This is a genomic window from Micromonospora sp. NPDC001898, assembly GCF_042891255.1.
In the GTDB taxonomy this organism is placed as follows: domain Bacteria; phylum Actinomycetota; class Actinomycetes; order Mycobacteriales; family Micromonosporaceae; genus Micromonospora.
Genome location: NZ_JBIATC010000001.1, coordinates 14,205 through 37,562, shown reverse-complemented (window position 1 = coordinate 37,562; position 23,358 = coordinate 14,205). Strand labels below are relative to the sequence as shown.

Annotated in this window: 20 protein-coding genes, 1 tRNA gene and 1 other RNA gene; 7 read left to right on the top strand and 15 right to left on the bottom strand. The window is 72.3% G+C overall.

Translation table 11 applies throughout. The annotated features are described in order from the left end of the window. Positions 1 to 11 precede the first annotated feature (11 nt). Entirely contained in the window at positions 12 to 644 is a 633-nt protein-coding gene (locus ACFYZF_RS00205) for a histone deacetylase (RefSeq protein WP_387014037.1), read from the bottom strand. A gap of 280 nt (positions 645 to 924) precedes the next feature. Between ACFYZF_RS00205 and ACFYZF_RS00200 the strand changes: the two genes are divergently transcribed. Continuing rightward, positions 925 to 2,301: a diguanylate cyclase gene (locus tag ACFYZF_RS00200; RefSeq protein WP_387015980.1), complete on the top strand. Its 1,377-nt coding sequence runs from the start codon at positions 925 to 927 to the stop codon at positions 2,299 to 2,301. A gap of 94 nt (positions 2,302 to 2,395) precedes the next feature. On the opposite strand, the gene ACFYZF_RS00195 is transcribed toward ACFYZF_RS00200, so the two are convergent. Both ACFYZF_RS00195 and ACFYZF_RS00190 read right to left on the bottom strand, forming a co-directional pair. Next, positions 2,396 to 3,460 carry an aspartate-semialdehyde dehydrogenase gene (locus ACFYZF_RS00195; RefSeq protein ID WP_387014034.1) on the bottom strand — a complete coding sequence of 355 codons (1,065 nt, stop codon included), beginning with the start codon at positions 3,458 to 3,460 and terminating at the stop codon, positions 2,396 to 2,398. A gap of 5 nt (positions 3,461 to 3,465) precedes the next feature. Further along, positions 3,466 to 4,731 carry an aspartate kinase gene (locus tag ACFYZF_RS00190; protein WP_350881214.1) on the bottom strand — a complete coding sequence of 422 codons (1,266 nt, stop codon included), beginning with the start codon at positions 4,729 to 4,731 and terminating at the stop codon, positions 3,466 to 3,468. A 246-nt stretch (positions 4,732 to 4,977) separates the two neighbouring features. On the opposite strand from ACFYZF_RS00190, the gene ACFYZF_RS00185 reads away from it, so the two are divergent. The 3 genes from ACFYZF_RS00185 to leuA all read left to right on the top strand — a co-directional run bounded on the left by ACFYZF_RS00185 (position 4,978) and on the right by leuA (position 8,564). Next, positions 4,978 to 5,769 carry a hypothetical protein gene (locus ACFYZF_RS00185; RefSeq protein WP_387014030.1) on the top strand — a complete coding sequence of 264 codons (792 nt, stop codon included), beginning with the start codon at positions 4,978 to 4,980 and terminating at the stop codon, positions 5,767 to 5,769. Positions 5,770 to 5,854: 85 nt separating this feature from the next. Beyond that, positions 5,855 to 6,502 carry a nitroreductase family protein gene (locus ACFYZF_RS00180; protein WP_387014028.1) on the top strand — a complete coding sequence of 216 codons (648 nt, stop codon included), beginning with the start codon at positions 5,855 to 5,857 and terminating at the stop codon, positions 6,500 to 6,502. 304 nt (positions 6,503 to 6,806) lie between these two features. Continuing rightward, positions 6,807 to 8,564: a 2-isopropylmalate synthase gene (gene leuA, locus ACFYZF_RS00175; protein WP_387014025.1), complete on the top strand. Its 1,758-nt coding sequence runs from the start codon at positions 6,807 to 6,809 to the stop codon at positions 8,562 to 8,564. Between the two features lie 37 nt (positions 8,565 to 8,601). Here the strand turns inward: leuA and ACFYZF_RS00170 are convergent, their stop codons facing one another. After that, positions 8,602 to 10,056 carry an MFS transporter gene (locus ACFYZF_RS00170; protein WP_387015978.1) on the bottom strand — a complete coding sequence of 485 codons (1,455 nt, stop codon included), beginning with the start codon at positions 10,054 to 10,056 and terminating at the stop codon, positions 8,602 to 8,604. Positions 10,057 to 10,198: 142 nt separating this feature from the next. On the opposite strand from ACFYZF_RS00170, the gene ACFYZF_RS00165 reads away from it, so the two are divergent. Then, positions 10,199 to 10,858, top strand: coding sequence for an HNH endonuclease family protein (locus ACFYZF_RS00165; RefSeq protein WP_387014023.1), 660 nt, complete (start codon positions 10,199 to 10,201; stop codon positions 10,856 to 10,858). Further along, positions 10,840 to 11,265: a hypothetical protein gene (locus tag ACFYZF_RS00160; protein ID WP_387014021.1), complete on the top strand. Its 426-nt coding sequence runs from the start codon at positions 10,840 to 10,842 to the stop codon at positions 11,263 to 11,265. The genes ACFYZF_RS00165 and ACFYZF_RS00160 overlap by 19 nt, the downstream gene beginning before the upstream one ends. A gap of 49 nt (positions 11,266 to 11,314) precedes the next feature. Here ACFYZF_RS00160 and ACFYZF_RS00155 read toward each other — a convergent pair whose 3' ends face one another. The 9 genes from ACFYZF_RS00155 to ffs all read right to left on the bottom strand — a co-directional run bounded on the left by ACFYZF_RS00155 (position 11,315) and on the right by ffs (position 21,232). Then, positions 11,315 to 12,418 carry an ABC transporter ATP-binding protein gene (locus ACFYZF_RS00155; RefSeq protein WP_387014017.1) on the bottom strand — a complete coding sequence of 368 codons (1,104 nt, stop codon included), beginning with the start codon at positions 12,416 to 12,418 and terminating at the stop codon, positions 11,315 to 11,317. After that, the gene (locus ACFYZF_RS00150) at positions 12,415 to 13,533 is read right to left on the bottom strand and encodes an ABC transporter ATP-binding protein (protein ID WP_387014013.1); all 1,119 of its coding nucleotides are present in this window, start codon (positions 13,531 to 13,533) and stop codon (positions 12,415 to 12,417) included. The genes ACFYZF_RS00155 and ACFYZF_RS00150 overlap by 4 nt, the downstream gene beginning before the upstream one ends. A gap of 10 nt (positions 13,534 to 13,543) precedes the next feature. Further along, positions 13,544 to 14,506, bottom strand: a complete 963-nt coding sequence (locus ACFYZF_RS00145; RefSeq protein ID WP_387014010.1) for an ABC transporter permease — start codon at positions 14,504 to 14,506, stop codon at positions 13,544 to 13,546. Next, positions 14,503 to 15,507, bottom strand: coding sequence for an ABC transporter permease (locus tag ACFYZF_RS00140; protein WP_387014007.1), 1,005 nt, complete (start codon positions 15,505 to 15,507; stop codon positions 14,503 to 14,505). The genes ACFYZF_RS00145 and ACFYZF_RS00140 overlap by 4 nt, the downstream gene beginning before the upstream one ends. 78 nt (positions 15,508 to 15,585) lie before the next feature. Beyond that, positions 15,586 to 17,250, bottom strand: coding sequence for an ABC transporter substrate-binding protein (locus tag ACFYZF_RS00135; protein ID WP_387014004.1), 1,665 nt, complete (start codon positions 17,248 to 17,250; stop codon positions 15,586 to 15,588). Between the two features lie 329 nt (positions 17,251 to 17,579). Beyond that, positions 17,580 to 18,173, bottom strand: a complete 594-nt coding sequence (gene recR / locus ACFYZF_RS00130) for a recombination mediator RecR (RefSeq protein ID WP_387014001.1) — start codon at positions 18,171 to 18,173, stop codon at positions 17,580 to 17,582. Between the two features lie 12 nt (positions 18,174 to 18,185). After that, complete coding sequence (locus ACFYZF_RS00125) at positions 18,186 to 18,494, bottom strand: YbaB/EbfC family nucleoid-associated protein (RefSeq protein ID WP_201754419.1); 309 nt, start codon at positions 18,492 to 18,494, stop codon at positions 18,186 to 18,188. A 111-nt stretch (positions 18,495 to 18,605) separates the two neighbouring features. Continuing rightward, positions 18,606 to 21,035 (bottom strand): DNA polymerase III subunit gamma and tau, encoded by a 2,430-nt coding sequence (locus tag ACFYZF_RS00120; RefSeq protein ID WP_387013998.1) that lies wholly within the window; start codon positions 21,033 to 21,035, stop codon positions 18,606 to 18,608. 107 nt (positions 21,036 to 21,142) lie between these two features. Further along, an RNA gene (gene ffs / locus ACFYZF_RS00115) (signal recognition particle sRNA small type) lies at positions 21,143 to 21,232 on the bottom strand. 82 nt (positions 21,233 to 21,314) lie between these two features. Between ffs and ACFYZF_RS00110 the strand changes: the two genes are divergently transcribed. Beyond that, positions 21,315 to 21,399: transfer RNA gene (locus ACFYZF_RS00110), tRNA-Ser, on the top strand. 89 nt (positions 21,400 to 21,488) lie between these two features. On the opposite strand, the gene ACFYZF_RS00105 is transcribed toward ACFYZF_RS00110, so the two are convergent. Both ACFYZF_RS00105 and ACFYZF_RS00100 read right to left on the bottom strand, forming a co-directional pair. Next, positions 21,489 to 22,754 (bottom strand): tyrosine-type recombinase/integrase, encoded by a 1,266-nt coding sequence (locus ACFYZF_RS00105; protein ID WP_387013995.1) that lies wholly within the window; start codon positions 22,752 to 22,754, stop codon positions 21,489 to 21,491. A 16-nt stretch (positions 22,755 to 22,770) separates the two neighbouring features. Continuing rightward, positions 22,771 to 22,980, bottom strand: a complete 210-nt coding sequence (locus ACFYZF_RS00100) for a helix-turn-helix domain-containing protein (protein ID WP_357722408.1) — start codon at positions 22,978 to 22,980, stop codon at positions 22,771 to 22,773. Between the last annotated feature and the right edge of the window lie 378 nt (positions 22,981 to 23,358).

Here is a 23,358-nt window from a genome sequence, read left to right as displayed (position 1 = left end):
GGCGCCGCGCGTCACCCGTCGAGTGCCCCGGCGACCAACGACTCGACGGCGGGAAGCTCCCACCGGCCGGTCACCCCGGGCCGGTCTGCCAGGTAGCCGACGATCCGCGGCGCGTCCCAGCCGTGCGCCTCGCGTAGGCCCGCGGCGAGCATCGCGAGGTACACCGGCGCGGGCGCGTTCCACTCGACGTCCGCCGCCCGCCCCGGCGCCGTGAAGGTCAGCATCGGCACGCCGTCCCGGACGCCGGTGCGGACCAGCGTCTCGTACCGGCCGGGGCCGAGGGTCGCCCGCCCCCGCGCGACGGCGACCTTGATCAGGTCGAGGTCGGCGCCGGGTTCCCGGTACATCTCCTGCGCGGCGAGGTCGGCGAACTGCTCCGTGGTGAGCAGCCACGCCCGGGCCGCAGCCACCCCGGGCAGCTCCGGGTCGTAGAAGGCCATCCCGCCGGTCCAGGCCCGGGACTCCCCGGCGAAGTAGATCCCACCGGGCACCAGCACCGCCGCCGACCGGCGCGGCGGCCGGCAGTCCCGGCAGCCGGGGTACGTCCGCAGCCCGCCCGGGGGGCGGCCCCCGCCCAGGTACCAGTTCAGCCGGTCGGCGTGCATGTTGGACCCGTATGCGACGTACCAGAGCAGGGCGTCCACGGCCGTCAGCCCGCCCCGGTCAGCCGGGTGTCGCTGAGCTGGGCGATGAGCATCGAGTCCTCCACGTCGACCGGAGGGTCCAGGCTAACGCCGGCCGCCTGCATCCACAGGCTCCGTCCACACCCTGTGGATAGCACATGTGTACGACGGAATTGATCTTGAAATACCACCCCTGAGCTGCGGTGAGTACGCTTGATCGGACAGCCGCCCCTCCCCTGTCTGGACCCACGTGCGCGTAGATCACCACCGGCTCGTCCGGGACGTCACGGTCCGCCTGCCGATGGCGTCGACCGCCGTCGAGGCGTGCCGGTGGACCGTCACCGCGCTCGCCCGGTACGCGCCAGCCACCATCTCCGTCCTGCTCCCCGGGCCGGACCGGCTCCGCTGCGTCGCGGCAACCGGGGCCTGGCAGGTCTTCTCGACCGTTCCGCCGGAAGCCGGCATCGTCGGCCGGGTGTACGCCTCCGGCATCGGCGCCACCGTCCCCGACGTCGCCGCCGACCCCGAATCACTCCCGGCCCGCCCCGACGTGACCGCCGAGATCTGCGTGCCGGTGCTCGACCCGGCGGGCCGCCCGATCGGAGTGCTCGACCTCCAGTGGAGCGGGCCGGTCGAGCTGGCCCTGTGGCGGCAGACCGCCGAGCGCGTCGCCGGCCGGCTCGGCGCCCGGATCACGGCGCTGGGTGGCCCGCCGGCGGAGAGCCGGAGCGAGAAGCTGCTGCGGCACGCCGCCGCGCTGACCACAGCCCCCACCGAGTGGGACCTGATGACCGCGGCGATCTGCGCGGCCCGGGAGGTCTCCACCCTCTCCGCGGCGGTGCTGCTGCTGGCTGGCGAGGCCGGCCCCCGGCTGGGCGCTCCCACCGGCGCGACCGGCGAGTTGGAGTCCCGCGTCCGGGCCGAGCTGACCGAGGTGGGCGCCCCGGCGCTGCACGGGATGATCGCCCGCGCCCACCGGCACGGCTCCGGCTACACCCTCGGGGAGGCGGGGCACCCGCCCACGGCGGAGTACCGCCCGCTCGCCGACGCCGGGGTGCGCACCCTGGTGGCGGTGCCGGTCGGCCCCCCGGCCTCCGGCGGGGTGCTGCTGGTCGCCGACGAGCGGCTGTTGCGGCCCGACCCGACCACCGTCAACCTGCTGGAGCTGCTCGCCGGGCAGGCGTGGACCTGCCTGGACCGGCTACGCACGCTGGCCCGGCTGCGCGAGCAGGCCAGCTCCGACCCGCTCACCGGGCTCCGGCACACCGGGCCGTTCGGGCAGCGGATCGCTCGTGCCACGCCGGGGCGTACGGCCCTGCTGGCGATCGACGTGGACGGTTTCAAGGCGGTCAACGACACGTACGGCCACCAGGCCGGCGACCGGTTGCTGGTCGGGCTCGCCCGGGCGCTGGAGGCGGCGCTGCGCCAGGGCGACGAGTTGTACCGGATCGGCGGGGACGAGTTCGTCGCGGTGATCGAGGTGAGCCGCCCCGAGGAGGCGGTCCGGATCGCCGAGCGGCTGGCCGAGGCCGCCCGGGGCACCGGCCGCACGATCAGCGTCGGCGTCGCCCTGTCCCACCCCGGCGAGTCGCCCGAGCAGACCCTCCGCCGCGCCGACCAGGCCCTCTACGCGGTCAAGCGCCAGGGCCGCGACGCCGTCCACCTATCCACCACCTGACCCACCCCATCCCCCGCACTTTCAGTGAATGCGTGGCCATCCGCCGTCGCAAAGGCACTCGTTCTCCGAGAGTGCCGGGGCGAGGAGGGAAGGGTCAGGGGTGGGGGGTCAGTTCCTTGGCCAGGAGTTCGGCGATCTGGGCCGTGTTCAGGGCGGCGCCCTTGCGGAGGTTGTCGCCGGTGACGAAGAGGTCGAGGGCGCGCGGGTCGTCGACGGCGCGGCGGATGCGGCCGACCCAGGACGGGTCGGTGCCGACGGCGTCGATCGGCATCGGGAACTCCCCGGTGGCCGGGTCGTCGACGAGGATCACGCTGGGGGCGTTGCGTAGCGCCTCGCGGGCGCCCTCGGCGTCCACCTCGGTGGCGAAGACGGCGTGCACGGCCACCGAGTGCCCGGTCACCACCGGCACCCGGACGCAGGTCGCGGAGACCTTCAGGTCGGGCAGCCCGAGGATCTTGCGCGACTCGTTGCGCATCTTCAGCTCCTCGGACGACCAGCCGTCGTCGGCGAGCGAGCCGGCCCAGGGCACCACGTTGAGCGCCACCGGGGCCGGGAACGGCCCCATCTCGTCGCCGACGGCCTGCCGCACGTCACCCGGCCGGGAGCCGAGCGCCCGGTCACCGGCGATCTTGCCGAGCTGGAGGCGCAGGGCGTCCACCCCGGCCTGCCCCGCCCCGGAGACCGCCTGGTACGAGGCGAGCACCAGCTCGCGCAGGCCGTACTCGCGGTGCAGCGGGGCGATCGCGACGATCATGGCGAGGGTGGTGCAGTTGGCGTTGGCGATGATCCCCTTCGGCCGGTTACGCACCTGCTCGGGGTTGATCTCGGGGACCACCAGCGGGACGTCCCGATCCATCCGGAACGCCCCGGAGTTGTCCACCGCCACCGCGCCACGGCTGACCGCGACCGGTGCCCACTGCGCGGAGACGTCGTCCGGCACGTCGAACATCGCCACGTCGACGCCGTCGAACGCCTCCGGGGTGAGCGCGCCGACGGTCAACTCCTCGCCCCGGCAGCGCACCTGCCGCCCCACCGACCGCTCGGAGGCGAGCAGCCGGATCTCGCCCCAGACGTTGCGCCGGGACGACAGCAGCTCGCACATCACGGTTCCGACGGCACCTGTCGCCCCGACCACGGCAAGGGTGGGCAGCGACAGCATCGCCGCTACCGCCCGGTCCCCGCGTACACGACGGCCTCGGAGTCGCCGCCCAGCTCGAAGGCGTCGTGGATGGCCCGGACCGCCTTGTCGAGGTCGGTGTCCCGGCAGACCACGGAGACCCGGATCTCGGAGGTGGAGATCATCTCGATGTTGACCCCGGCGGTGCCGAGGGCGGCGAAGAAGCCGGCCGCCACCCCCGGGTGCGACCGCATCCCCGCGCCGATCAGCGAGACCTTGCCGACGTGGTCGTCGTAGAGCAGGCCCTTGAACTTGACCGGTTCCTGGATCTTGCTGAGCGCGGCCATGGCGGTCGGGCCGTCGGTCTTCGGCAGGGTGAACGAGATGTCCGTGCGGCCGGTGCCCTCGGTGGAGACGTTCTGCACGATCATGTCGATGTTGATCTCGGCGCCGGCGACGGTGTCGAAGATCCGCGCGGCGGCGCCCGGCTCGTCCGGGACCCCGACGATGGTGATCTTCGCCTCGCTGCGGTCGTGGGCGACCCCGGTGATCAGTGCCTGTTCCACGGGAAGGTCCTCCATCGATCCGGTGACCATGGTGCCGGTGTTGGTCGAGTATGACGAACGGACGTGGATCGGCAACCCCGCGCGCCGGGCGTACTCGACGCTGCGCAGGTGCAGCACCTTGGCGCCGCAGGCGGCCAGCTCCAACATTTCCTCGTAGGTGATGTCCCGGATGTGCCGGGCGTTGGGCACGATCCGCGGGTCGGCGGTGAACACGCCGTCGACGTCGGTGTAGATCTCGCACACGTCGGCGTGCAGCGCGGCGGCCAGCGCCACCGCCGTGGTGTCCGAGCCGCCCCGGCCGAGCGTGGTGACGTCCTTGGTGTCCTGCGAGACGCCCTGGAAGCCGGCCACGATGACGACTGCGCCCTCGTCGAGCGCGCCCTTGAGCCGCCCCGGCGTGACGTCGATGATCCGCGCTCGGCCGTGCACCGAGGTGGTGATCACGCCGGCCTGCGAGCCGGTGAACGAGCGGGCCTCGTACCCCAGGTTGTGGATGGCCATGGCGAGCAACGCCATGGAGATCCGCTCCCCGGCGGTGAGCAGCATGTCCAGCTCACGGCCCGGCGGCAGCGGGCTGACCTGGTTGGCCAGGTCGAGCAGCTCGTCGGTGGTGTCACCCATCGCGGAGACGACCACGACCACGTCGTCGCCGGCCTTGCGGGCGGCGACGATCCGCTCGGCCACCCGCTTGATCCGCTCGGCGTTCCCGACGGAGGATCCGCCGTACTTCTGCACCACGAGTGCCACGACGGCGCACTCCCTCCCAGCAGTCCCTGAACGTGCCGACGCCGCCGGGGAACCGGTCGGCGGCGCGGGTCAGACGACATCAGGGTATCCGGCGCCCCACGAGGCCGGATCGGGTGATCCCACCATCCGGCCGACGCGGGCCGGCCCGGCCGTCGTCCCACCAGGTCGGCAGGGGGTACGCGACACGCCGGCCGACCGGCGTGGCAGGGGTCACCGGGCGGGGGCGGCACACCGCAGAATGACCCGGTGCATGCCCACCTCCGCGTGGCCCGGCGACGCCTGATCGGCGCCCTCACGCTCACCCTGCCGGCCCTGCTCGCCGCCTGTGTCGGCGAACCGCCCGCCGCGACGACCTCGCCGCCGTCGAGCGACCCAGCGCCCGCCGCCATCGACTCCGCCCGTGAGGAGTTGGCCGCCCTGGCCGCGGCGGCCCGGGACCGGCACTTCACCGCCCGGTACACCCTCACCGGCGACGGTCCCGACCGCACGATCACGGTCACCAGCGCGAACGACGGAACCTGGCGGGTCGACGTCCCGGGTGGGGCGCTGGGCGGAACCGCGGACGTCTCGTTCGCCGGCACCGCCGACGGGCTCTTCCAGTGCGGCCTGCCGTCGGCCGGCCGCCCCGAGCCGGCGAGCTGCGTACGCCTCGGCGACCCGGACGACGCCGTCCCGAGCCGGCTGGATCCCCGGGTGCAGCACCCGTTCACCGACTGGCTGGAGGTGCTCACCGACCGACTGGCCCCGCTGGCGGTCTCCCCGGCCCGGCCGCCGGCGGGGGCGACCGGGGCCTGTTACTCGGTCGACTCGACCTCGGCCTCGCTGAACCCCCCGCTGGACGTCGGGATCTACTGCTACGCCCCGGACGGCACGCCGACCGCCGTGCGGACCGTGACCGGCACCCTGGTTCTGGCCGGTCCGGCCGCGCCGGCCCCGGCGACCGTGCAGCTCGCCGGGCCGGTGACCGACGGCGAGCCGCTCGGTGTCACGGCGCCGGACGTGGACGAGCCGACGCCCCGGTCCACGGGAACGCCCTGACCCCACGTCCCGTTACGGGTGGTTCTGACCACATTTTCCCACCCCTGACCCTTGGGCAAAATGCCCGATACGGGACGCTTGCCCCATGGCCGACCTCACCCCGCTGCTCGCCTTCCGCTGGAGCCCTCGGGCATTCGACCCGACCGCCGCGCTGCCCTCCACCGAGGCGGACTCGCTGCTGGAGGCGGCCCGCTGGGCGCCCTCCGCCGGCAACCGCCAGCCGTGGCGGTTCGCCCTCGGGCACCGCGACGACGAGACGTACAAGCGGATCCTGGTCAACCTGCCGGCAGCCGAGCAGCGGTGGGCCCGGCACGCCGCCGCTCTGCTGCTCGGCGCCCACCTGACGGCCGACCCGACCGTCAGGTGGGCGCCGAGCAGCCCACCGGGGGCCGGGGCGGGGGGCCGCGCCGCCGGGCCGGACCGGGCGGCCGAGGTCGGCGGCGGTCGCGGGCCGGCGGTGGCCGGCCCCGCCGGCCGAGCCGCGTACGACCTGGGGCAGGCGATGGCGCACCTCACCGTTCAGGCCACCGCCCTCGGGCTGTACGTGCGCCAGCTGGCCGCCTTCGACGCCGCCGGGCTCGCCACCGACCTGGATCTGCCGGCCGGGATCCGCCCCCTGGTGGTGGCGGCGGTCGGCCGGCTCGGCGACCCGTTCAGCCTGCCCGAGGAGCTGCGCCGGCAGGAGACCGGCCTGCGCCGCCGCCGCCCGCTGGCCGAGCTGCTGCTGCGCTGACCGGCGCTGACCCGGCCCGGCCCTGACCCGGCTCGACGCTGATCGGCAGGCGGCTGCGACGTCGATCTCAAACTCCGGACCGACCTTCCCACCTCTCACCTCATCACGTAGGGTCACTCTGTCATGTGGCAGGCGCACCTTCTCCTTGGTCGCCGCGACGAGGCCTGACCGGCCGGCACCTCGTCGCGGAGTCGAACCGCGCCGTCCAGCACATTCGCGCTTTCTCATCGGCGCCTCGCGCCGACCCGGCATCGTCGCCGACCTTCCGATTGCTGACGCCACATGTTCAGGGGAGCACTCCGTCATGGCTCAACCCACCGGCACCGCCGACGCTGACACCGATCCGATCGCCCAGCAGCGTCCCAGCCGGATGCCGTACCACCGGTACCAGCCGTACCAGCAGCAGTTCCGGATCGACCTGCCGGACCGCGCCTGGCCGACCCGGCACGTCGAGGCCGCGCCCCGCTGGTGCGCCGTCGACCTGCGCGACGGCAACCAGGCGCTGATCGACCCGATGTCCCCGGAGCGCAAGCGCCGGATGTTCCAGCTCCTGGTGCAGATGGGCTACAAGGAGATCGAGGTCGGCTTCCCGTCGGCCAGCCAGACCGACTTCGACTTCGTGCGGCAGCTCATCGAGCAGGACCAGATCCCCGACGACGTGACCATCCAGGTGCTCACCCAGTGCCGGGAGCACCTGATCGAGCGGACCTTCGAGTCGCTGCGCGGCGCGAAGCGGGCGATCGTGCACTTCTACAACTCGACCTCCACCCTCCAGCGTCGGGTGGTCTTCGGGCTGGACCGGGACGGCATCACCGACATCGCCACCACCGGCGCGCGGCTCTGCCAGAAGTACGCAGAGATCCACACCCCGGACACGGACATCTACTACGAGTACTCTCCGGAGTCGTACACGGGCACCGAGCTGGAGTACGCGCTGGAGGTCTGCTCGGCGGTGATCGACGCGATCGACCCGACGCCGGACCGGAAGCTGATCATCAACCTGCCGGCGACCGTCGAGATGGCCACCCCGAACGTGTACGCCGACTCGATCGAGTGGATGCACCGGCGCCTGCCCCGGCGGGACAGCCTGGTGCTGAGCCTGCACCCGCACAACGACCGGGGCACCGGCGTGGCCGCCGCCGAGCTGGGCCTGCTGGCCGGCGCCGACCGGATCGAGGGCTGCCTGTTCGGCAACGGCGAGCGCACCGGCAACGTCGACCTGGTGACGCTGGGGCTCAACCTGTTCTCCCAGGGCATCGACCCGATGATCGACTTCTCGAACATCGACGAGGTCAAGCGGGCCGTGGAGTACTGCAACCAGCTCCCGGTGCACGAGCGCCACCCGTACGCGGGCGACCTGGTCTACACCGCGTTCTCCGGCTCCCACCAGGACGCGATCAAGAAGGGCTTCGACGTCCTGCACGCCGACGCGGCGGCGGCCGGGGTGCCCGTCGACCAGCACACCTGGGCGGTGCCGTACCTGCCGATCGACCCGAAGGACCTGGGCCGCACCTACGAGGCGGTCATCCGGGTCAACTCGCAGTCCGGCAAGGGCGGCATCGCATACATCATGAAGTCCGAGCACCAGTTCGACCTGCCGCGCCGGCTCCAGATCGAGTTCTCCGGCGTGGTCCAGCAGGTCACCGACCACGACGGCGGCGAGGTCGACCCGGGCACCATGTGGGAGATCTTCGCGGGCCACTACCTGCTCGACCACCAGCCCGACCCGGCCGTCACCCTGGCCGGCTACGCCATCGGCACCGCCGACGGCAAGGTCGAGATCGAGGCCCGGGTGGGCGTCGGCGGTGAGGTCCGATCGCTGGCCGCCGTCGGCAACGGCCCGATCGACGCGTACGTCAACGCGCTCGGATCGGTGGGCGTGCCGGTACGGGTGCTCGACTACCACGAGCACGCGCTCTCCTCCGGCGGGGACGCGCAGGCCGCCGCGTACGTCGAGTGCGAGGTCGACGGCCGCACCGTGTGGGGCGTCGGGGTGGACGCGAACATCGTCACCGCCTCCGTGAAGGCGGTCACCAGCGCCGTCAACCGCGCCCGCGCCTGAGGTCGCCCGGCGGCGTCCGGCACCCGCCGGGCGCCGCCTACCGCCTGTCGGGTGGCGTAGCGGCGGGCAGCGACGGACACGGCTGCGAGCCTGGCGCATCGCGGGGCGGGCGGTGGATCAGCAGCCCGGCCAGCACCGCCCCGGCCAGCAGCCCGCCCGCGCACCAGAGCAACGCGCCCCGGAACGCGTCGGTCAGCGCCGCCTTCTGCTCGTACCCGGTGCCGCTGAGCCCGACCAGCAGGGGCAGCGCGGCCACCGCGAGCAGACCGCCGGCCCGGGAGGCCGCGTTGTTGAACCCGCTGGCCACCCCCGCGAACCGGTCCGCCACGGCGGCCAGCACCGAGGCGGTCAGCGGTGCCACCACCAGGGTCAGGCCCAGGCCGAAGAGGGTCACCCCGGGCAGCACATCCGTCCAGTACGACGCGCCCGGCCGCACCCCGCGCAGCAGCAGCAGGCCGATCGCGGCCACCACCGGGCCCACGGTCAGCGGCAGCCGGGGGCCGATCCGGGCCGACAGCGCCCCGGCGCGGGACGAGCCGACCAGCAGCAGGACCGTCATGGGGACGGTGGCCAGGCCGGTGAGCAGCGCCGACCAGCCCACCACGTTCTGCAGGTACACGGCGAGGAAGAAGGTGAACCCGCCCAGCGCCGCGTACATCATCACCGTGAAGACGTTCAGCACCGAGAAGAGCCGGCTGCCGAACAGCCCGACGGGCAGCATGGCGGTGTCGCCCCGGTGCCGTTCCAGCAGCACGAACGCGACGGCGGCGAGCACCCCGACCAGCGCCGACGCCAACACCGGCAGCGAACCGCCCCGGGCCGGCGCGTCGATCAGGGCGTACGTGACGCCGCCCAGGCCGAGCGCGCCGAGCAGCGCGCCGGCCACGTCGAACCGCCGCCGCCCCGCCCCGGTACGCGAGGCGTGCTCGTCGCGGCTCTCCGGCACCCAGCGCAGCGCGGCCAGCACCACCGGCACGGCCAGCGGCAGGTTGATGAAGAAGATCCACCGCCAGGACAGGGCGTCGATCAGCCAGCCCCCGACGAGCGGGCCGAGCGCGGTGGAGACCCCGGCCAGCCCGGACCATGCCCCGATCGCCCGGCCCCGGTCGTCGGGGTGGAAGCTGGACTGGATGACCGACAGCGAGCCGGGGGTGAGCAGCGCACCCCCGACGCCCTGGAGGAACCGGGCCGCGACCAGCCAGCCGGTGCCCTGGGCCAGGCCGCACAGCGCCGAGGCGACGGCGAACCAGACCACCCCGATCAGGAACACCCGTCGCCGCCCGAACCGGTCGCCGAGCGCCCCGCCGAGCAGTACGAACGCGGCCAGCATGAGCAGGTACCCGTTGATGGTCCACTGGAGACCGGCCACCGTGGCGTCGAGTTCCGTGCCGAGGCGGGGCAGGGCCACGTTGACCACGGTGCTGTCCAGAAAGACCATGCCGGAGGCGAGGATCGCGGCGAGCAGCGTCCCCCGGGCGGCGGGGGTGCCCATCCGGAGCGCGGGCGGGGGTGCGGATTCGGTCACGGGTATCCATCCTCCTCCGGTCGATTTGCCGGACGCCACGATTCATGGAAACGGTGCCGGGGTACTGTGCGCAATCGCCGGGAGCCCGCAAGCTGGAGAGGTGTCGTCTGTGCGAACCAGATCAGGATGTCGTGTGGCCGGGGCTGCCGTGCTTGCCGCGGTGCTCGCCCTCGTGGCCACCGGCTGCTCGGCGGTCGACGAGCCCGAGGCCCCGCCCAGCGGCGGCGGTGGCAACGTCAGCGAGCAGTTGGGCCAGCTGACCGTCGCCAGTGCCGGCTCGATGAAGGGCTACAGCCGCGACCACTTCCCGCACTGGCGGAACACCGGGAAGAACTGCGACGTACGGGACAGCGTCCTCAAGCGCGACGGTGAGGACATCCGGCTCTCCGGCTGCAACGTGGTCGCCGGCCACTGGGAGAGCGTGTACGACGGCCGGGTCTTCACCGACCCCTCGGACGTGGACATCGACCACACCGTGCCGCTGGCCAACGCGTGGCGCTCGGGGGCGGACGAGTGGGACGACGCCAAGCGGGGCGACTTCGCGAACGATCTCACGAGACCGCAGCTCTTCGCGGTTTCCGCCTCCTCCAACCGGGCAAAGGGTGACCAGGACCCGTCCCAGTGGAAACCGGCGAACCGATCGTACTGGTGCAAGTACGCCGAGAACTGGGTGACGGTCAAGCACCACTGGCGGCTGACGGTGACCAGTGCCGAGAAGACCGCCCTGACCGACATGCTGGAGGGCTGCACATGGGCGAGCAAGCCGTGACCGGGGCCGGGACGAACGAGGGTGCCACCACGGCCGGGATGATCGCGGACGGCGGCCCGGCGGGTCCGGCCGACGTCTCGGGGGCCGGCATGTCCGCCGACGCGGGGGCCACCGGCGCCGCGGCGTCCCCGCCCACGGGCGCTCCGGCCGGCGGCGGGGCGCAGAACCGTACCGCCGACATCGTCCCCGGCCCGGGCGGCGTGATGACCGACGAGGCCGGCGTGGTGACCGGTGAGCTGACCCTGCGCACGGAGTACGCCGATGGCCAGGTCGTCCTCCGGGTGCAGTACCGGGAGGCCGACGAGTGGTACGTCGTGACCGGCGGGACGGCCCCGCTGGCCGACCCGGCCGGGCTGGACGCCGTACACACGATCGCGGTCGGCCTGCTCAACCGCCCGGAGGGCTGACCTGCCCGGGGCCCCCGCGACGCGAGCCGCGCCGACAAGGGCCCCTCGCTCACACGTACGAACCGGGCTCGGTGGGAGCGGAGACGACGGCCGGGGCCGCACCCTCGTCCTCGGGCCGGACGATCTGCACGCTCACCTGATGCGGGCGCAGCTCGCCGGTGGCGATCCGCTCCGCGAAGTGGCAGGCGACCCGGCTGCCGCCGATGTCCCGCAGCGCCGGCCGCTCGTCGGCGCAGCGGGTGGGCTGGGCCCACGGGCAGCGGGTGTGGAACCGGCAGCCCGACGGCGGGTTGGCCGGCGACGGCAGGTCCCCGGCGAGCAGGATCCGCTCCCGCCGGTCCTCCACGTCCGGGTCCGGCACCGGCACGGCCGACATCAGCGCCCGGGTGTACGGGTGCAGCGGCTCGCTGTACAGCCGGTCGCTCGGTGCCTCCTCGACCAGCGCGCCCAGGTACATCACGCCGACCACGTCGGAGATGTGCTTGACCACGGCAAGGTCGTGGGCGATGAACAGGTAGGTCAGGCCGAGGTTGTCCTGAAGCTCGTCGAGCAGGTTCACCACCTGGGCCTGGATGGAGACGTCCAGGGCGGAGACCGGCTCGTCGGCGACGATCAGCTCGGGGCCGAGCACCAGGGCCCGGGCGATGCCGATGCGCTGCCGCTGGCCACCGGAGAACTCGTGCGGGTACCGGGACAGCGCCCAGCGGGGCAGCCCCACCGCGTCGAGGGTCTCGCCGATGATCCGCCGCCGGTCGTCCCGGTCGGTCCCGATGCCGTGGGTCTGCAACCCCTCGACCAGGATCGACTCGACGTTCTGCCGGGGGTCCAGGCTCGACATCGGGTCCTGGAAGATCATCTGCATCCGGCGGCGCATGGTGCGCAGCTTCCCGGCCGGGAGCGTGGTCAGCTCGACGCCGTCGAAGCGGACCTCGCCGGCCGTGGGCGGGGTGAGCTGGAGCAGGGCCCGGCCGAGCGTGGACTTGCCGCAGCCGGACTCGCCGACCAGTCCGTACGTCTTCCCGCGCGGGATGCTCAGGTCGACCCCGTCGACCGCCTTGACGTGGCCCACCACCCGGTCGAGGAGGATCCCCCGCTTGATCGGGAAGTGCACCTTCAGGTCGCGGACCTCGACGAGGATGTCGCTCTCGGTCACGGCTTCTCCTCCTCGCGCGGGGCGGGCACCGGGCCCGCGGTCGCGTCGTCGGTCGCCGCAGGGGCGGCGGCACCGGCCGGCGGGACGGCGCCCGGGACGGTCGCGGCCCAACCGTCGGTGACGCCCGGGGGCACGGTGCCCGGGACCGGGGCCGGGTTGAGACACCGGTAGCTGCGGCCGTCGTGGGCGAGCACCAGCTCCGGCGGCTCCCCCACGCACTCGTCGACGCGGCGGGTACAGCGTGGGGCGAAGGCGCAGCCGTCCGGCCAGGCCAGCAGGTCCCGGACCGAACCGGGGATCGGGTTCAGCCGCTCGCCACGCCCGGCGTCCAGGCGCGGCACCGAGCCGAGCAGACCCACCGTGTACGGGTGCCGCGGCTCGCGGAACAACGGGCGTCGGCGGGCCGTCTCCACCACCCGGCCCCCGTACAGCACGTTGATCGTCTCGCACATGCCGGCGACCACCCCCAGGTCGTGGGTGATCATCACGAGCGCGGTTCCGGAGTCCCGGACCAGGTCCTTGAGCAGCTCCAGGATCTGCGCCTGGATGGTGACGTCCAGCGCGGTGGTCGGCTCGTCGGCGATCAACAGCCGGGGCTGGCAGGCCACCGCCATGGCGATCAGGGCGCGCTGCCGCATGCCGCCGGAGAGCTGGTGCGGGTACTCCTTGAGCCGGCGGCGCGGGTCGGGGATACCGACCCGGTCGAGCAGGTCGGCGGCCTCCTTCTTGGCCGACTCCCCTTTCATCCCCCGGTGCCGGGTCAGCACCTCGGTCACCTGCAACCCGATCGGGATCACCGGGTTCAGCGAGGAGAGCGGGTCCTGGAAGATCATCGCGACGTCCCGGCCCCGGATGTCCCGGCGGGACCGGTCGTCGAGCTGGAGCAGGTCCGTGCCGTCGAAGACCGCCTTGCCGCCGACCTTCAGGCCGGGCTGCTTGGGCAGCAGGCCCATGATGGCCAACGAGGTGACGCTCTTGCCGCAGCCGGACTCGCCGACCAGGCCGACCACCTCGCCGGCGTCGACCGCGAAGGACACCCCGTCGACGGCGTGCACGGTGCGCTGACCGCGCCGGGCGAACGTGACGGAGAGGTCGTCCACTTCGAGCAGTGCCATGACAGACGGCCTACTTCCGCAGCTTCGGGTCGAGGGCCTCGCGCATCGCCTCGCCGAGCAGGGTGAAACCGAGCGCGGTGACGATGATCGCGAGGGCGGGCAGGACGGCCAGCCGGGGCGCGGCGTCGAGGTAGCGCTGCGCGTCGGCGAGCATGACGCCCCACTCCGGGATGGACGCGTCGTTGTTGCCGAGACCGAGGAAGGAGAGCGCGGCGGCCTCGATGATCGCGGTGGCCAGGGTCAGCGTCGCCTGGACGATCACCGGGGCGAGCGAGTTCGGCACCACGTGGGTCAGCGCGATCTTCGGCTTCTTCACGCCCAGCGACGTTGCGGCCAGCACGTAGTCGCTGTTGGCCTGGGAGATCATCGAGCCGCGCAGCAGCCGGGCGAAGACCGGCACGGAGACCACGCCGACCGCGATCATCACGGTGGTCAGGCCGGAGCCGAGCAGCGCGGCGATGCTGATCGCGAGCAGCAGGCTCGGCATGGCCAGCAGCATGTCGACGAAGCGCATGATGGCGTTGTCGAGGGCCCGGCCCCACTTGCCGCCAAGACCGGCCGCGGCACCGGCGACGCCGCCGAGCAGCGACCCGACGGCCAGCCCGATCAGGGTGGAGATGATGCCGACCAGCAGGGTCTGCCGGGCGCCGACGATCATCCGGCTGAACTCGTCGCGGCCGATGTGGTCGACGCCGAACCAGTTCTCCGCCCGGGGGCCCGGGAAGTAGCCGATGTTGTCCCGGATCTCGCCCTTCCAGAGCTGGGCGTCCGCCGGGTGCGGAACCAGGAACGGCCCGACGATGGCGACCAGCAGGAACAGGCCCAGGATCACCGCGCCGACGATGGCGGCCGGGTTGCGCCGAAGCCGGCGGAACGCCTCCTGCCAGAGGCTCACGCCGCGCTCGTCGTCCCGGGCGGCCAACTCGGCGAGCCGGTCGATCTTCTCGCGCTTCTTGCCGCTGATGGCCGTCATCGCACCCTCACCCTCGGGTCGATCACGCTGTATGAGAGGTCCACCAGGAGATTCACCAGCACGTACACCACCGCGATGATCAGGATGAAGCCCATCAGCACGGGGTAGTCGCGCTGGCTGATCGCCTCGGCGACGAACGCCCCGATGCCGCTGAAGGCGAAGACGGTCTCGGTCAGCACCGCGCCGGAGAGCAGGCCGCCGGTGAGCAGGCCGATCGAGGTGACCACGGGCAGCATGGCGTTGCGCAGCACGTGCCGGCGGCGGACCGTGTTCTCGGTCAGGCCCTTGGCCTCGGCCGTGCGGACGAAGTCCTCGTTGAGCACCTCCAGCACGCTGGCCCGGGTGATCCGGACGATGATCGCCAGGGGGATGCTGGCCAGTGCGAGGCCCGGCAGCACCAGGTGCCAGAGCGCGTCGGCGGCGGCGTCCCACTCCCGGGTCATCAGCCCGTCGAAGACGAAGAAGTTGGTGATTCGGGTCGCCCCGAGGGTCGGATCCTGCCGGCCGCTGGACGGGAACCAGCCGAGGTTCTCCGAGAAGAGCGCCTTCAGCACGTACGCCAGGAAGAAGACCGGGATGCAGATGCCGATCAGCGACCCGCCGACCGAGAGGTGGTCGAGCATCCGGCCCCGACGGCGGGCGGCCAGGTAGCCCAGCGGGATGCCGATCCCGATCGCGATCACCATGGCCATCACGGTCAGCTCGACGGTGCCGGGGAACCGCTCGATGAACTCGGTGACGACCGGGCGCTTGGTGGAGGTCGAGGTGCCCAGGTCCAGCTTGATCAGCCGGCGGACGAACCGGCCGTACTGGATCAGGATCGGCTCGTCGAGACCGAAGTTGCGGCGGATGGCGGCGCGCATCTCCGGCGTGCCGCGCTCACCCAGAATGGCGGTCTCGGGGCCGCCCGGCAGCCGGCGCAGCCAGATGAACAGCAGGAGGGAGAGCCCGATCAGCGTCGGTATGAGCTGTAGCAGGCGTCTGACGATAAACCGGAACACGGCGGCCTCGGAAGGGGGTGCGGAGGGGTGCGGGCGGGTGCCGTGGTAACAGCACCCGCCCGCGTCCGTTGCGTCAGATCAGGACTTGAACTCGGCGGTAGCGAACCGCTCGTCGGTGAGCGGGCTCGCCTTGATCCCGGTCACGTCCTTGCCGAACACGATCGCCGGCGGAGAGTGCGAGATCGGCACACCCGGCACGAGCTCCATGATGGCCTTGTTCAGGGCCTTGTACTTCTCCACCCGAGCCGCCTGGTCGGCGGTGGTGTCCGCGTCCTTGAACTGGTCGAACAGGGCCTTGTCGGTGAAGCCCCACTCGTCCTTCGGCCGGTCGAAGAAGGTGCCGATGAAGTTGTAGGCGTCGCCGTAGTCACCGGTCCAGCCGAGGAAGTGGATGTCGTGCTTGTTGCCCGAGGTGGTGGCGTTCAGGTAGTCCGGGCTCCACTTGAGCGGGATGGCCTCGACCTTGATGCCGACCGCCTTGAGGTCCGCCGAGAGCAGCTCGAAGATGTCCTTCGGGTTCGGCATGTACGGCCGGGTGACCTCGGTCGGGTAGTGGAACCGCAGGGTCAGGTTCGACGCGCCGGCCTCGGCCAGCAGCGCCTTGGCCTTCTCCGGGTTGTAGTCGTACTTGGCCACGTCGCCGTTGAAGCCCTCGACGGTGTCCGGCATGAAGTTCACGCCGACCTTGGCGCCCGGGGGCAGCTTCGAGTCGACCAGCGCCTGACGGTTGAGCGCGTACGCGATCGCCTGGCGAACCTTGACGTCGGCGAGCTTCGGGTTCCCCTTCTGGTTGATCGCCAGGTAGAGGACGTTGAACGCCGGGCGGGTGAGCATGTTGAAGCCCTCGGACTTCAGCGACTCGACGTCGGCCGGGCCCACCAGGTCGTACCCCTGGATGTCGCCGGAGCGCAGCGCCTGCTTGCGCGCGTTCTCGTCCGAGATCGTCTTGTAGATCAGGGTCTTCAGCTTGGCCTTGTTGCCGTAGTAGTCGTCGTTACGCTCGATGGTGAGCGTCTTGTTGGCGACGTCCCAGGACTTGAACTTGAACGGGCCGGTGCCGGTCGGGTGCTCCATCGCGTACGCCGGGTACTTGATGTCCTCGGCGGTGCCGCCCACGTTGCTGGCGTCGTACTGCTCCAACGCCTTCGGGCTGTGCATGGAGAACGAGGGCAGCATCAGCGCGGCCGGGACCTTGCTGGAGACCCGGGTGAACGCCAGGTCGACCGTGGTGGCGTCCTTGGCGGTGCACGACTTGAACAGGCTCGGCGGCAGGTCGGCGTCCTCGTTCTTGGCGAACCCGCCCATCACGTCCTGCCAGTACGCGGTCACGTCCGGGCTCTGCATGAGGCCCTTGGCGTTGTACCAGCGGTTGAAGTTGACGCACACGGCGTCGGCGTTGAAGTCGGCGCCGTCGTGGAACTTCACGCCCGAGCGGAGCTTGAACGTCCAGGTGGTGCCGGCTGCGTCCGGGGTCCACGACTCGGCCAGCCCGGGGGTGACCTTGGTGCCACCCTCCTCCGGCCGGACCAGGGTCTCGAAGACCTGACGCGCTACGCGCAGCGACTCGCCGTCGCTGGCGAAGCTGGGGTCGAGGACCTTCGGGTCGCCGGCCACGCCGAAGACCAGAGTGTCCTTCTTGCTACCGCCGGAACTGTCATCGCGGTCGCTCTCGGCGCAGCCTGCTACCGCGAGGGCCGCGACCGCGACGGCCGCAATTGCGACCTTCGGCCTGGGTGCACGCATGGGTGCTTCACCTCGTCCTTGGGGGTACGGACAACGTGGTGACAGGGGTCACCGATGGGCGTGACCTTAGCTGCCGTTCGGACCCACGGGAAACCGCCGAGGAAGCGGTTGGTATCGGATCGTGTCTTAACCGGTGCGCCTCGCACGCGTCGGCCCGGCGGGCCGCCAGCAAAGGGGCGATTTGCACTGATTCATAGATGCGAACTTGTTACATCGACCGTCGCCCCCGTCCGACCACATGTCAGACGCCCACAGTTGATCGACACGCCGGAAGGACCGACGGCCGGCACCGGTTTCCCGGTGCCGGCCGTCGGATCGTCGGGTACGGGTCAGACGGCGCGGCGGCCCTCGAAGGCGCGGCCGAGGGTGATCTCGTCGGCGTACTCCAGGTCGCCGCCGACCGGCAGGCCGCTGGCGAGGCGGGTCACCGCGATGCCCATCGGCTTGACCATCAGGGCCAGGTACGTCGCCGTCGCCTCACCCTCGGTGTTCGGGTCGGTGGCGAGGATCAGCTCGCGCACCGCGCCGCCACTCAGCCGGATCAGCAGCTCACGGATGCGCAGGTTGTCCGGGCCGATCCCCTCCAGCGGGTTGATCGCCCCACCGAGCACGTGGTAGCGGCCCCGGAACTCGCCGGTCCGCTCGACCGCCACCACGTCCTTCGGCTCCTCGACCACGCAGATCACCTCGTCGGAGCGGCGCGGGTCCCGGCAGATCCGGCACTGCTCGGACTCGGCGACGTTGTAGCAGGTGGTGCAGAACCGCACCAGATCCTTGACCTTGCGCAGCGCGCCGGCCAGCCGGTTGACGTCGGCCGGGTCCGCCGACAGGACGTGGAATGCGATCCGCTGGGCGCTCTTCGGGCCGACGCCCGGCAGCCGCCCCAGCTCGTCGATCAGGTCCTGGATGGCACCTTCGTACATCCGGTCGCCGGCTCAGAAACCGGGGAGGCCGAGGCCGCCCGCGCCGCCCGCGACCGGACCCATCTTCTGCTCGGTCAGCACCCGGGCCGCCTCGGCGGCGTTGTGCAGCGCGGCGACCACCAGGTCCTCCAGCGTCTCCACGTCCTCCGGGTCGACCGCCTTCGGGTCGATCTTGATGCTCTTGATGTCGCCGGAGCCGGAGACGGTCGCGGTGACGAGGCCACCGCCGGCGGTGCCGGTCAGCTCTGCCTCGGCCAGCTCGGCCTGGGCCTTGGCGATCTGCTGCTGCATCTTCTGCGCCTGCTTCAGCATCTGCTGCATGTTCGGCTGTCCACCTGGGCGCACGGATGGCTCCTTCTCGCACTCGTCTGCTCGGCCGCGCCCAGCCTAGTCGGGGGCGTGGCCCGTCCTCCGGTACGGGCGACACCCACGTCAGCGGGCGTCCACCTCGTCGATCTTCTCGGCGCCGAACGCCTCCCGGAGCAGCTGCACCGCCTGCTCCTCGCTGGACTGCCGGGCGGTCCGCTCGTCGATCACCTCGTCGAGCGGCTCGTCACCCGGGTCGAAGCCCTCGTAGGTCGGGGTGGCCGTCGCCGCCGGACCAGGGCGTCCACCGCCGCGCACCGGCCCGTCGTAGTCGGGGTCGTAGGGCGGCTCGCCGGCCCAGTCCGCGTCCGCCGACCGCCGGGCCCCGTTCTGGGTACGCGGACCGCGGCCGGCCGCAGCCGCCCGCGCGGCGGCGATGGCGCTGCTGACCGGTGCGCCGCCCGCACCGCCACCGTTGCCGGCGGAGCCGTTGGCCGGCGGGGCGGCCGACTCCGGGCCCGTGCCCCGAGCCGGGGCGGCGGGGGCGGGCTCACGCGTCGGGGCAGCGGCGGCGGGGGTCCGGGGTGGGGCGGTCGCCCCCGCGCCGTCGGCGGGCGGCCCGGCGGGGTCGGGCCCGCCCGGGCGGGCCGCCTCCGGCCAGTCGTCCTCCTGCGTGGCGTTCGCGGCCGGCGCGGCCCCGCCGGGGCGGGCCGGTTCGGGCCACCCCTCGTCCCCACCGGCCGACGTGGTCGGAGCCGCGCCAGCCCGGCCGTCCGGCGTGCCGGACGTCGGACGGGCGACAGAGGCGCTGGCGGCCGGCGTGGTGGGCCGGGCGGGCGTGGGAGCCGCCGCCCGGGGGCCGCCACCGCCCCGCTCGCCGGAGACCTCGCAGCGGAGCTGCCAACGCCCGCCGAACTCCTCGTAGAGCGCCTCGACCAACAGATCCGGCTCGTTCGAAAGCGCCTGCGCGTGGAACGGGTAGCGGAACGTCAGGACGATTACCTGGTTGTCGACCTCCCGGACGGTGGCTTCCCTGGCCCAGGCCGCCACCTTCTTGCTCTTGCGACCCACCTTGCCGACGACGTCCGGCCACGCCCGGCGCACCGCCACGGCGTCCAGCGCACCCGGGGCAGCCGCGCCGGGACGGGGCGGGGCGGGGGTGCCCGGGTCGGGCATGACCGCCTCCGGCGGGACCTCCCGCCGAGGCGCGACCGGGGCGGCCGGAGCCGCCGACACGGGAGCGGCGGGCGGAGGCGGGCCACCCGCCGGGGCGGCGGACGCCGCCGCCGGCGCGGACGACGCGGCAGCCGCGGGCGGGGTGGCCGGCTCGGGGCGTACCGCAGCGGTGGGGGCGACCGGCGCGGGGCCGGCGGCGGCCGGCGGCGGCTCGGTGCCGCCGAGGGTGAGCCGGCGTTCCATCCGCTCCAGGCGCTGGAGCAGGGCACCGGTCGAGTCGTCCGCGCCCGGCAGCAGCATCCGGGCGCAGATCAGCTCCAGCAGCAGCCGGGGCGCGGTGGTGCCGCGCATGTCCACCAGGCCGTTGTGCACGATGTCGGCGCACCGGGACAGCGTGGCCGGGCCGAGCCGCTGGGCCTGGGCGGTCATCCGCTCGACATGGTCGGCCGGCCCGTCGATCAGGCCCTTGGTGGCGGCGTCGGGCACCTGCTGGAGCACGATCAGGTCGCGCAGCCGCTCCAGCAGGTCCGAGGCGAACCGGCGCGGGTCGTGCCCGGCCTCGGCCACCCGGTCCACGGTCGCGTACGCGGTCGCGCCGTCCCCGGCGGCCAGGGCGTCGCACATCTCGTCGATCAGCGCCGAGTCGGTGACGCCGAGCAGCGCGGCGGCCCGGGCGTAGCTGACCCCCTCCGGACCCGCGCCGGCGATGAGCTGGTCGAGCACGGAGAGGCTGTCCCGGGCGCTGCCGCCGCCGGCACGCACGACCAGGGGGAAGACCGCCGGGTCGACGGTGGCCCCCTCGGCCTCGCAGAGCTGCTCCAGGTACGGCCGGAGCACCTTCGGCGGGATCAGCCGGAACGGGTAGTGGTGGGTCCGCGACTTGATCGTGCCGAGGACCTTCTCCGGCTCGGTGGTGGCGAAGATGAACTTGACGTACTCCGGGGGCTCCTCGACCAGCTTGAGCAGGGCGTTGAAGCCGGCCGACGAGACCATGTGCGCCTCGTCGATCACGTAGATCTTGAACCGGCTCTGGGCCGGCGCGAAGAACGCCTTCTCGCGCAGCTCCCGGGCGTCGTCGACGCCGCCGTGGCTGGCCGCGTCGATCTCCAGCACGTCGATGGAGCCGCCGTCGGTCGCCAGCGAGCGGCAGGACTCGCACTGCCCGCACGGCTCCGGGGTGGGGCCCTGCTCACAGTTCAGCGAGCGGGCCAGGATGCGTGCGCTGGAGGTCTTGCCACAACCGCGCGGGCCGGAGAAGAGGTAGGCGTGGTTGAGCCGCCCGCTGCGCAGCGCCTGCGACAGCGGCTCGGTGACGTGCTCCTGCCCGATGATCTCGGCGAAGGTGCGCGGCCGGTACTTGCGGTAGAGCGCCAGTGCCACCCGTCCCGCCTCCTCTCGACCGAGCCATTCTGCGCCGGTCGGGCACGCGTGACCACCCACCACCCCGTGACCCTGACCTCGGGTACGGTACCGGCGCCCGGAGACAAAAAGGCCTCCCGTGCACCCGGCAGAGCTCGCTTATCCTTGCTGCCTTCCGGCCCTGGGGAGGTTCACGAGATACCGCCGCACGGGAGGTGAGACCCACCCTACCCGACCGCCGGTCGATCTTCGGGGGGTGGTGGGGTGGTGGCACCGCGACGGACCTGTATCCTGTCCCACGGAGGATTCGCCTAGAGGCCTAGGGCGCACGCTTGGAAAGCGTGTTGGGTTAACACCCTCACGAGTTCGAATCTCGTATCCTCCGCTCGCTTGAGCAGGAAGAACGACAGGGCCGGTCCCCACGGGGACCGGCCCTGAATCGTCTCTAGGGTCGCTGCCGTCTCAGTTGTCGTCTCACTCGCCCTGTTCCGGGCGCTCGGGCGGCGGTTCGTCGCCGCTCTCCCCCGGCCGGCGCGGCGGGTCGCCCCACAGCAGTCCGCCGAGCTGCTGCGCGATATCCCGGCGCACCTGGTCGGTCATGTGCTGGTACCGGACGGCCATTGCCGAGTTCGACCAGCCCATGATGCCCATCACGGCGCGGCCGGAGACGCCGAGGACCAGGAGCGCGGTGGCGGCGGTGTGCCGCGCGTCGTGTAGCCGGCCGTCCCGCACTCCGGCGAGCTTGAGCAGCCGTTTCCATTCGTCGTAGTCCGTTGCCTGGTGGATCGCCTCGCCGGTCGGCGAGGCGAAGACCCAGCCCTCATCGCGCCAGAGCTGGGCGGCGGTTTCGCGCTCGGCGTCCTGTCCCTTCCGGTGCTGCCGCAGTAGGTCGACCAGGGCATCTGGTAGGCCGATCGAGCGGCGGCCGGCGCGCGATTTGGTGTCTGCCGCTACCGGCCGCTCGTTCACCCGGTCCGGGCATTGACCGGGCAACTTCTGCTCACACTTCCCGTCGCAGCCGTGCCGCCATTTCGGCCGCAGAAGCGCCCGGCGCACGGTGAGCGTCCCGTGGTCCAAATCCACGTCCGGCCATTTCAGGCCGAGCGCTTCGCCCTGGCGCAGCCCGAGGGCGAGCGCCACGGCCCACCGGGCACTGTTCCTCCGCGACGCTGCCGCCCGAAGGATCGCCTGCACCTCGGGGACGGTGTACGGCTGCACCTCGGAATCCGGGAGGCGGGGCGGCTTGGCCAGCGCGGCGGGATTCCGGGCGAGGTGCCCACGGCGGACCGCCTCGCCGAGGGCCGTACGGATCGTCCGGTGCGCCTGGTGGGCGGTGCCAGCCGCGCTGCCGTTGGCCATCATCCGGCCGTACAGCTTCTCCAGGTGCTCCGGCTCCAGGCGGTCGAGACGGTGGGCGCCCACGCCGGGAATCAAGTGTCGACGGACGGCGACCCGGTAGCCGTCGAGGGTGTTCGTGCGGACCACCGGGCCGGCGATGTTCTCCACCCAGTGCGTGAGCCACTTCTCGACCGTCCAGCGCTGCCCCGGCTTCCGTACCGTGCCGTTGTCCCGCTCCCGTTCCAGAGCACGAACCTTGCGGATCACCTCGGCCTCGGTCTTCGCCTGGACGTGCCGCCGGTCCGGCTTGCCGTCGTCCTTCACGCCGACCGTTACCCGGCCGTGCCAGTAGCCGTCACCGCCCTTGTAGATGCTGGATGCGCCGTTTGGCTTGCGTCCCATTGGCTGGCTCCTTTCGTCAGGCGGCGTGGTCGAGGGGCGTGGGTTCGGCGAGCAGGTTGCGTACGTACTCGTCCAGGCAGAAGGTGGGTACGCGGCGAAGTCGGCCGATGGTGACGGTGCGGATTTGGCCGGTCTTGATGAGGGCGTACATGGTGGTGCGGCCGATGCCGAGTCGTTGGGCGGCTTCTTCGATGGTCAGGACGACGCGGTTTTCTGGCGTGGACACGGTTCTCCCCGTAGTTCCGTTGGGTTGAGAGCGCCGGTGGCGGGCGTTCTCGGCGGGCAAGGGGCATTTGCTGGGTGGAGCGAGCGAATCGATGGAGGCCGCTAGGGCGGCCCGCTGAGAGCGCCGGAGAGCCAAGATCTCGGGTAGGCCGGTGGCAACGGGGTAGGCCGGATCGGTTCAGGGTTCTCAACGGGCTGCCTGCGCGGGTCGGGTGCGGTGGTTGGTGCATTGCTGGCGCGGGAGGGCTGAACCATCTCCGCATCTCCGCATCTCCGCAAACATGGCTGTGAGCTGGGCGAATGCTTGCGGAGATGCGGAGTGCCACTGAGAGGTCATCTCCGCAAAGAGGGTTCATCTCCGCAGCGAGGTTGCGGAGAT

What these genes read in the sequence shown, in the direction of transcription:
- ACFYZF_RS00200 (WP_387015980.1), top strand. Translation starts at nt 925, where the DNA reads ATGGCGTCGACCGCCGTCGAGGCGTGCCGGTGGACCGTCACCGCGCTC.
- ACFYZF_RS00195 (WP_387014034.1), bottom strand. Translation starts at nt 3,460, where the DNA reads ATGCTGTCGCTGCCCACCCTTGCCGTGGTCGGGGCGACAGGTGCCGTC.
- ACFYZF_RS00180 (WP_387014028.1), top strand. Translation starts at nt 5,855, where the DNA reads ATGGCCGACCTCACCCCGCTGCTCGCCTTCCGCTGGAGCCCTCGGGCA.
- leuA (WP_387014025.1), top strand. Translation starts at nt 6,807, where the DNA reads ATGGCTCAACCCACCGGCACCGCCGACGCTGACACCGATCCGATCGCC.
- ACFYZF_RS00170 (WP_387015978.1), bottom strand. Translation starts at nt 10,056, where the DNA reads ATGGGCACCCCCGCCGCCCGGGGGACGCTGCTCGCCGCGATCCTCGCC.
- ACFYZF_RS00160 (WP_387014021.1), top strand. Translation starts at nt 10,840, where the DNA reads ATGGGCGAGCAAGCCGTGACCGGGGCCGGGACGAACGAGGGTGCCACC.
- ACFYZF_RS00150 (WP_387014013.1), bottom strand. Translation starts at nt 13,533, where the DNA reads ATGGCACTGCTCGAAGTGGACGACCTCTCCGTCACGTTCGCCCGGCGC.
- ACFYZF_RS00145 (WP_387014010.1), bottom strand. Translation starts at nt 14,506, where the DNA reads ATGACGGCCATCAGCGGCAAGAAGCGCGAGAAGATCGACCGGCTCGCC.
- ACFYZF_RS00135 (WP_387014004.1), bottom strand. Translation starts at nt 17,250, where the DNA reads ATGCGTGCACCCAGGCCGAAGGTCGCAATTGCGGCCGTCGCGGTCGCG.
- recR (WP_387014001.1), bottom strand. Translation starts at nt 18,173, where the DNA reads ATGTACGAAGGTGCCATCCAGGACCTGATCGACGAGCTGGGGCGGCTG.
- ACFYZF_RS00125 (WP_201754419.1), bottom strand. Translation starts at nt 18,494, where the DNA reads ATGCAGCAGATGCTGAAGCAGGCGCAGAAGATGCAGCAGCAGATCGCC.
- ACFYZF_RS00105 (WP_387013995.1), bottom strand. Translation starts at nt 22,754, where the DNA reads ATGGGACGCAAGCCAAACGGCGCATCCAGCATCTACAAGGGCGGTGAC.